Genomic DNA, 6834 nt, shown 5'->3' with positions numbered 1-6834 from the left:
TGAAGTCGACAAAATCAAACACGCGGGGCTCTTGCAAAGAACGTAATTCGGTATTCGCATACCCTCCGCCAAAAGCGACTTTAATCTGCGGATGGTGTTTTTTGATCCATTGCCCACAACGTAAAGAACTGTATAAATTGCCTGGGAATGGTGCTGTAATGGCTACCAAATCAGGTTTTTCAGCCTGGATTTTCTCAGCAAGAATTTCGACGAGTAAATCGTCAATGTAGGTTAGTGGGGCTTGCAGCGCTTGATTCAATTCATGAAAAGTGGAGGCTGACCGCCCGAGCCGCTCCGCGTACCGACTAAACCCAAAATGCGGGTCAACGGCATCGATGATTAAATCAGATATATCTTCTAAATACAAGGTCGCTAAATGCCTGGCTTTATCCCGCACGCCCATGCTGCCAAAGGCCCATTCTAAATCCGTTACTTGCTGAAATCGCGAGGCTTCTGGGAGGTAATTTTGCTCGGAAATGAGGTGAGCAAGGGTCGGGTTTTTATCGTGTAAAAAGGAAATAACCGGGTCAATGGTTCGGATGTAGGCCTGTTTTATGCGCAGCATCCGCGCTCCATTTTCATTCAAAGCCTTCCCCGAAGCTTCGATGTAGGCAAATATTTCCTTGAGTCCTTTGGCGGAAAAAAGCTTTAAAATGACTTCTAAACCTAAGTCGGCCTGATAAGACGCCAAACCCTTCGTATTCATAAAGCCCTTTAAATAGGCCGTCGCTGGGTAGGGCGTATTCAATTGGGTAAATGGTGGGGTAATAAAAAATACCTTCGGATTCTTTGCGCTCATTGACGTCAAAAGTACTTGAAAAGTGGCTAAAAGAAAATAGTCCCTTTCCCTTTGGTTTACCTTTGGCAATCCTTTGAGGTTTGCCAAAGGTAGCGCGAATTAGGGATATCGCTGGCGCAATCCCTGATAAAGAATATCAATAAGCTGGTTGATTTACCTTAAAAAAAACTTAAGAAAATCCTACCTTTGGCAATCCTTTAAGGTTTGCCAAAGGTAAGGTTGAGGGGCAGTACTTGCCCATACTCACTGGTTAATTGGTTGATAACCTCTAATTCATTCACTAGCAGGCCGCCAACTAGCCTCAATCCATGCAATCCATCCCGATGGGTGCGCCATCCGGAATTTTCGGAGTATCCATCGGTTTCCAATCATTCGGGTTTGCCTTAAATTGGTCAATCGTTTGCACGATGAATTTCGCCATGGTCGAAGGCGTTTTGCCGTAATACCCGCGAATCTTCTGTAGCGATTCATGTACCTGAGCCGCCGCCAGCGGAGAAAGACTCGGTGCATTTAAGACATTCAATAAGGCCGCAACAACCTTGTAGTTGATGGTCTCTTGCGTCGCCTGCAAATACGAATCCGCATGGGTTTTATTAATGGTCGACTGCGTAAGCCAACTCAAGGTTTCTTCTAATCCCAGTTGCTTGGCATCTACCGCCTTGTTACCTGCCAAGCGAGATAGGCGTTCCGGATGTAATAGAAAATCCAAGGTGAAGTCGGTCGCCGACTCAACCGCCCCCAGCGGGTCGAAGGTGATTCCTGTTTTCCCCTTGAAGGATTCACGGGTACGGTCGTAGTTGAAGGCGCGCGGTGGGAATAGGGCCAACTTATCTTTTGGAATGGCCAAATGTTGTGCATCCAACGTTTGCGTTAGGGTATGTAAAGCATCCAACTGCAAAGCCAAAGGTGCCGCCGTTAAAACTAATTCTTTGCCACCTCGGACCGCATAGTTGTATTCTGATCCACCGATGATTTTCGAAACGGCCTCCGTTTGGTAGCGGTGTAAAAAATACAAAGGAACAAATACGTCTTCCAAATGGGAATAAGTTTCATTTGGTCGAATGTTGTTGACAGAGAAATTGGCAATGGCTTTTTGGCGAACGCTCAAAATACTTTTCAATTCATCCACAATGGTAGTTCCGTTATCCCAAAGATGTGCATAAATATGTGCGCCACCGGGATTTCTTGCATCCGAATCGGTGATGAAACGCAGACCTTTCTCATAGGCTTTATCGATTACCTGGTTCAACGCTGCTTGGGTCTTGTGATTACCATAGGCATAGTCGACAGACACCTTATCCCATTCGCCTATTTTGGTATCATAGGCGTGACTGAAATCCATTTGATTGCCTTTGAATTCGATTTGGGGATGCGGGTAATCCATGACACTGCTATTATTTCGGGCACTCGCCGCATAATTATGCGCAAATCCGAGCGTATGGCCGATTTCGTGCGCGGCCAGTTGGCGAATACGCGCCAACGCCATCGCCATCATGGGACCATTGTTTGATCCATCTACCGCAAAAGGCGCATTCATTAGGGCTTGTGCAATCAAGAAATCTTGGCGAATACGCAAACTTCCTAAACTCACATGGCCTTTCATGATTTCTCCGGTACGCGGGTCGGCGATACTAGCTCCGTAGGACCAGCCACGGGTAGATCGATGTATCCATTGAATCACGTGATAACGCACATCCATTGGGTCTGCATCATCAGGCAATAATTTGATTTGGAAAGCATCTTTGTATCCAATGGACTCAAAGGCCTGGTTCCACCAGCGACCACCTTCCATCAGCGCAGATCGCACAGGTTCCGGCGTGCCATTGTCTAAATAGTAAATGATCGGTTTAACCGCTTCACTGACAGCTGCAGTCGGGTCTTTTTTCTCCAAACGATGACGTGTAATCCACTTTTTCTCGATCACCTCATTGACTGGTGAGGCATAATCTTGAAAGGTAATGGCATTGGCGCCGGAACGTGGATCAAATAAGCGAGGTTGATAGTTGTTGTCGGGAAGTTCAATGAACGAATGGTGTTCTACCACCGTCACATTGTCGGCATTAGGTGCCACGGAGCGTATTTCTCCTCCGGTACCATTCCCTGAAAAAGTCAGGCGTGCCTCGAATTCCGTGTTTTTAGGAAATGATTTGGTCCGTTCCAAAGCCAGTGAACTCTTCGATTTGTCTAATGCATACGTTCCTTGTTTGGCTTGTGCCAAACGTTTTAAAACACCATGCGCATCCTGCATCAGGAAGTCGGTGAAATCAATAAAATAGGATCCATTACTCGCATGTTCTATTTTAAACCCGAATAACACGGATTTCGCAAAGGCTTGTTGGACCGACATCTTCTCCAGCGGATTCGTTGTATTCGCTCGATACCGGGTATTGGGTTGAACGAGGAAAATTTTATTCCCTTGCTTTTCGAAAAAAACCACCTGCTCATTGCCTAATTGGCCTCGGTCTAAGCCCAAGTCGTTATTCCCAACCCCCTGTGCAAGCGAATAGGCATATAAAAATTCCTCATTCAGCTTGTTGACTTCGAGGTAAATTTTGTCGCTTGTCTCGTCGTAATAGAAATTGAAGTAGCCGGAATAGGCTTTCATCGTTTTGATTTTATCGGCGAATTGGGCTTGTGCTCCCAGGCTGAGTAGGACGAAAAGTAGGATAAGTTTTTTCATATTCGAAGGTAAGAATTATTTCTTTTTTTGGATTCAAATGCTTCGGGCAGAACGGTTTGATTTCTTGCTCATTTTGCCTAACATTGGTATGTAAATCTCTAAACTATGAAAAATATTTTACTGTTAATGCTTTTGGCATTTACGAGTGTGGCTCAAACGAAGCCTTTACGCATTATTTTTATCGGTGCCCACCCAGACGATTGCGATATTAAAGGGGGAGGAACCGCGGCCTTATTTGTAGAAATGGGCCATCAGGTCAAATTCCTTTCAGTCACGAATGGCGATGCTGGACATCAGTCACAAGGTGGCGGCATGCTCGCCAAACGTCGGATCGCTGAAACGCAGGAAGTCGCTAAGCGCCTAGGCGTTGCCTACGATGTTCTCGATAATCATGATGGTGAATTATTGCCAACCTTGGAAATTCGTTTACAAATCATTCGAAAAATCAGAGAATGGAAGGCAGATGTGGTAATTGCTCCACGCTCAAATGATTACCACCCGGATCATCGCTATACGGGTGTTTTGGTTCAAGATGCAGCTTTTATGGTGGGTGTCCCTAATGTTGCTCCCGATGTAGAACCGCTCCGTAAAAACCCCGTTTTCCTCTATTTTCAAGATAATTTCAAGAAACCGAATCCGTTCCAGCCCGACATTGCCGTGGACATTACGCCCGTCATTGCGAAGAAATTAGCCGGACTCGATGCCCATCAATCCCAGTTTTATGAGTGGTTGCCTTGGATCGGAAATTATGAATCAGAGGTACCCAAAGACCCTGCCAAATACAAAGATTGGTTATTACAAAAGCGGGTTGCAAAACCGAATCCCGAGGTTCAGAAAAGCCTAATTAAATGGTACGGTGCCACCCGCGCTGCGAAAGTTTTGTATGCTGAGGCTTTTGAGATATGTGAATATGGGACCCAACCGACGGAGGCCGATATACGCAACTTGTTCCCCATGTTAAATTAAATACAATGAAAAATACCTTTTTACTCGTTGCGCTCCTGCTGACTTTTAGCTTGAATGCTCAAAGCTGGAAACCTTTATTCAATGGCAAGGATTTAACAGGTTGGCAACATGTGGGCGGAGGCTCCCGTTTCGTAGAAAACGGTTTATTGGCCAGCAAAGGTGGCATGGGACTCTTGTATTGGACCGGCGGAAAATTAGGCAATTGCCAAATCCGCGTCGTGTACAAAATGCAAAATTTCAATAGCAATTCAGGCGTGTTCATTCGTGTTCCCGCAGAACCCAAAGAGGAATGGATGCCCGTGTTTTATGGGTACGAAGTACAAATCGACAACCATCCCGAAACATCTGGCGAAGATGAATACCACATCAGTGGTACACTCTATGCTTTTACCAAGCCCAAGAGTAAACCAGGGAAACCGGGTCCGGAATGGAATACGCTGTTGATTACCTTGGATGGACCACGGACGATTGTGTATTTGAACGACCAATTAGTGACCGATTACCGGGAAGGTGAACCCGTTCCACCACGTAAATTTGATTTTGAACCTTACCCTGGGCGCCGACCGAATTCCGGGTATTTTGGTTTACAAAATCACGGCGATGAGGATGTGGTGTATTTTAAAGAAGTATCTGTTAGACCCCTGAAAAAATGAAACGTTCCGAATTTATAAAAAAAAGTACCTTAGCTTCGGCAGGATTTTTTATTGTGCCCCGTCATGTCTTGGGTGGAAAAGGTTTTGTGGCACCCAGTGACAAATTGGTCATCGCGGCCATCGGTTGCGGAGGCGAGGGGGATAACGACATCCAGCACTTAGCTAAAACCCCAAATAACAATTCGACCATTGGATTTTTATGCGACGTGGATCAGCGGCAAGCTGCTCCAAAACGTAAGCAATTTCCGAAGGCGAAATTTTACGAGGATTGGCGAGAGCTTTTTGATAAAGAAGCCCAGCATTTTGATGCGGTAACCGTTGCCATTCCAGATCATAACCATGCGGTGGTAGGTCTTCGCGCGATGCAAATGAAGAAACATTTGTACCTGCAAAAACCTTTGACCCATGACATTCATGAGGCACGGATTATTACGCAGGCTGCTGCTAAATACCAAGTAGTTACGCAAATGGGTGATCAAGGTGCCTCTTGCGAAGGTATGCAAACCATGCGTGAATGGATTGAAGCGGATCTGATTGGGGAGATTTCCAAAGTGTATTGCTGGACCGACCGTCCCGTGTGGCCACAAGGCATGTCTTGGCCTAAATCCCCGAGTCGGATTCCCAAAGAATTAAACTGGGATTTATGGTTGGGCACTGCCCCGAAAACGAATTACATCGAAAATTTGGTACCCTTCAATTGGCGCGGTTGGTGGGAGTTCGGTACAGGTGCTTTGGGTGACATGGGTTGCCACATCATGGGGCCTCCTTTTAAATTATTGAATTTAGGATATCCACATGAGGTATCTGGAAGTGCTTCCACGACCTACAGTGGCGTGTTTAAGGAGTCTGCCTTCCCGGAAAGCGGACCTATTTCGAGTTCTTTGAAATACCGGTTCACGATGAACAATGGCAAGGATTTGGATTTGTATTGGATGGATGGCGGCATAACGCCGGAGCGTTTGCAGGCATTGGCGCCGGAGGTGAATATGAACGATGCACTGGGGGATTATCCTGGGGAGAATGATTTCGAGGGCTCTACCTTGTTTGTGGGCACCAAAGGGGTTATCGCTTGCGGTTGGGGAGGTTCTCATCCACGTTTATTTTCGAAAGAATTACAGGAAGCGGCGAGTCACATTCCGCAAAAATATGCGCGTGTCAAAGGTGGCATGGATGGCCACTGGTGGCAATGGATCGATGCAAGTATTGCAGGTTATGGCAAGATGGAAGTCAGTTCCCCGTTTGAAGGTTATGGTGGACCATTAACTGAAACCGTGTTATTGGGTAATTTATTGTTGAGAAGTTTCAACATCCGCGAGAAGGTCAAACGCATGGATCCTGTCTATGGCGCGATGGAAGGCTATGTATATAGTGGTCGGTATAAGGCACTGAAATGGGACGGGGCAAACATGCGCGTCACGAATTACGAACCAGCGAATCAGTTTGTACAAAGAAGCTATCGGAAAGGCTGGGGAGATTTGAAGCTTTAGTCGAAGACGCGTTTATTGGAGACCAAAGGTTTGGCCCAAATACCGATGCTGCCAATAAACGCCAAGCTGCCAAACAGGATGCTCATGCCCGTTTGTAAACCCCAGATATCGCCAATTCCACCTACGATGAAGGGGAAAATGGCGCCGCCTACGATGCCGGTCACAATGATGCCTGCGAAGGAACCGTGATGTTCGGTTATGGAATTGAGTGCTAATGAAAAGATGATGGGGTACATGACGGAGGCGAAA

The 6834-nt window shown here is 46.3% G+C and carries 4 protein-coding genes and 2 pseudogenes; 3 read left to right on the top strand and 3 right to left on the bottom strand.

Annotated elements, in window-relative coordinates:
- Positions 1–799 (bottom strand): annotated as a pseudogene (locus tag ACIQZ2_RS11445) (radical SAM protein); the annotation flags it as partial.
- Between the two features lie 301 nt (positions 800–1100).
- Positions 1101–3479, bottom strand: a complete 2379-nt coding sequence (locus tag ACIQZ2_RS11440; protein WP_395768985.1) for a zinc-dependent metalloprotease — start codon at positions 3477–3479, stop codon at positions 1101–1103.
- A gap of 105 nt (positions 3480–3584) precedes the next feature.
- Here ACIQZ2_RS11440 and ACIQZ2_RS11435 point away from each other — a divergent pair, with 105 nt between their 5' ends.
- From ACIQZ2_RS11435 to ACIQZ2_RS11425, 3 genes are read left to right on the top strand one after another with little or no spacing between them, the layout of a single operon-like run.
- Positions 3585–4445: a PIG-L deacetylase family protein gene (locus tag ACIQZ2_RS11435; protein ID WP_395768984.1), complete on the top strand. Its 861-nt coding sequence runs from the start codon at positions 3585–3587 to the stop codon at positions 4443–4445.
- Positions 4446–4450: 5 nt separating this feature from the next.
- Positions 4451–5098, top strand: a complete 648-nt coding sequence (locus tag ACIQZ2_RS11430) for a DUF1080 domain-containing protein (RefSeq protein WP_395768983.1) — start codon at positions 4451–4453, stop codon at positions 5096–5098.
- On the top strand, positions 5095–6585 hold the full coding sequence (locus ACIQZ2_RS11425; protein ID WP_395768982.1) for a Gfo/Idh/MocA family protein: 1491 nt from the start codon (positions 5095–5097) through the stop codon (positions 6583–6585). The genes ACIQZ2_RS11430 and ACIQZ2_RS11425 overlap by 4 nt, the downstream gene beginning before the upstream one ends.
- Here the strand turns inward: ACIQZ2_RS11425 and ACIQZ2_RS11420 are convergent.
- Positions 6582–6834, bottom strand: a pseudogene (locus ACIQZ2_RS11420) (MFS transporter); the annotation flags it as partial. The gene ACIQZ2_RS11425 and the pseudogene ACIQZ2_RS11420 sit on opposite strands and share 4 nt — an antisense overlap.

Source organism: Aquirufa sp. (assembly GCF_044342065.1).
GTDB lineage: Bacteria > Bacteroidota > Bacteroidia > Cytophagales > Spirosomataceae > Aquirufa.
The sequence above is the reverse complement of the archived record's forward strand: the minus strand, read 5'-3'. Positions and strand labels throughout refer to the sequence as shown.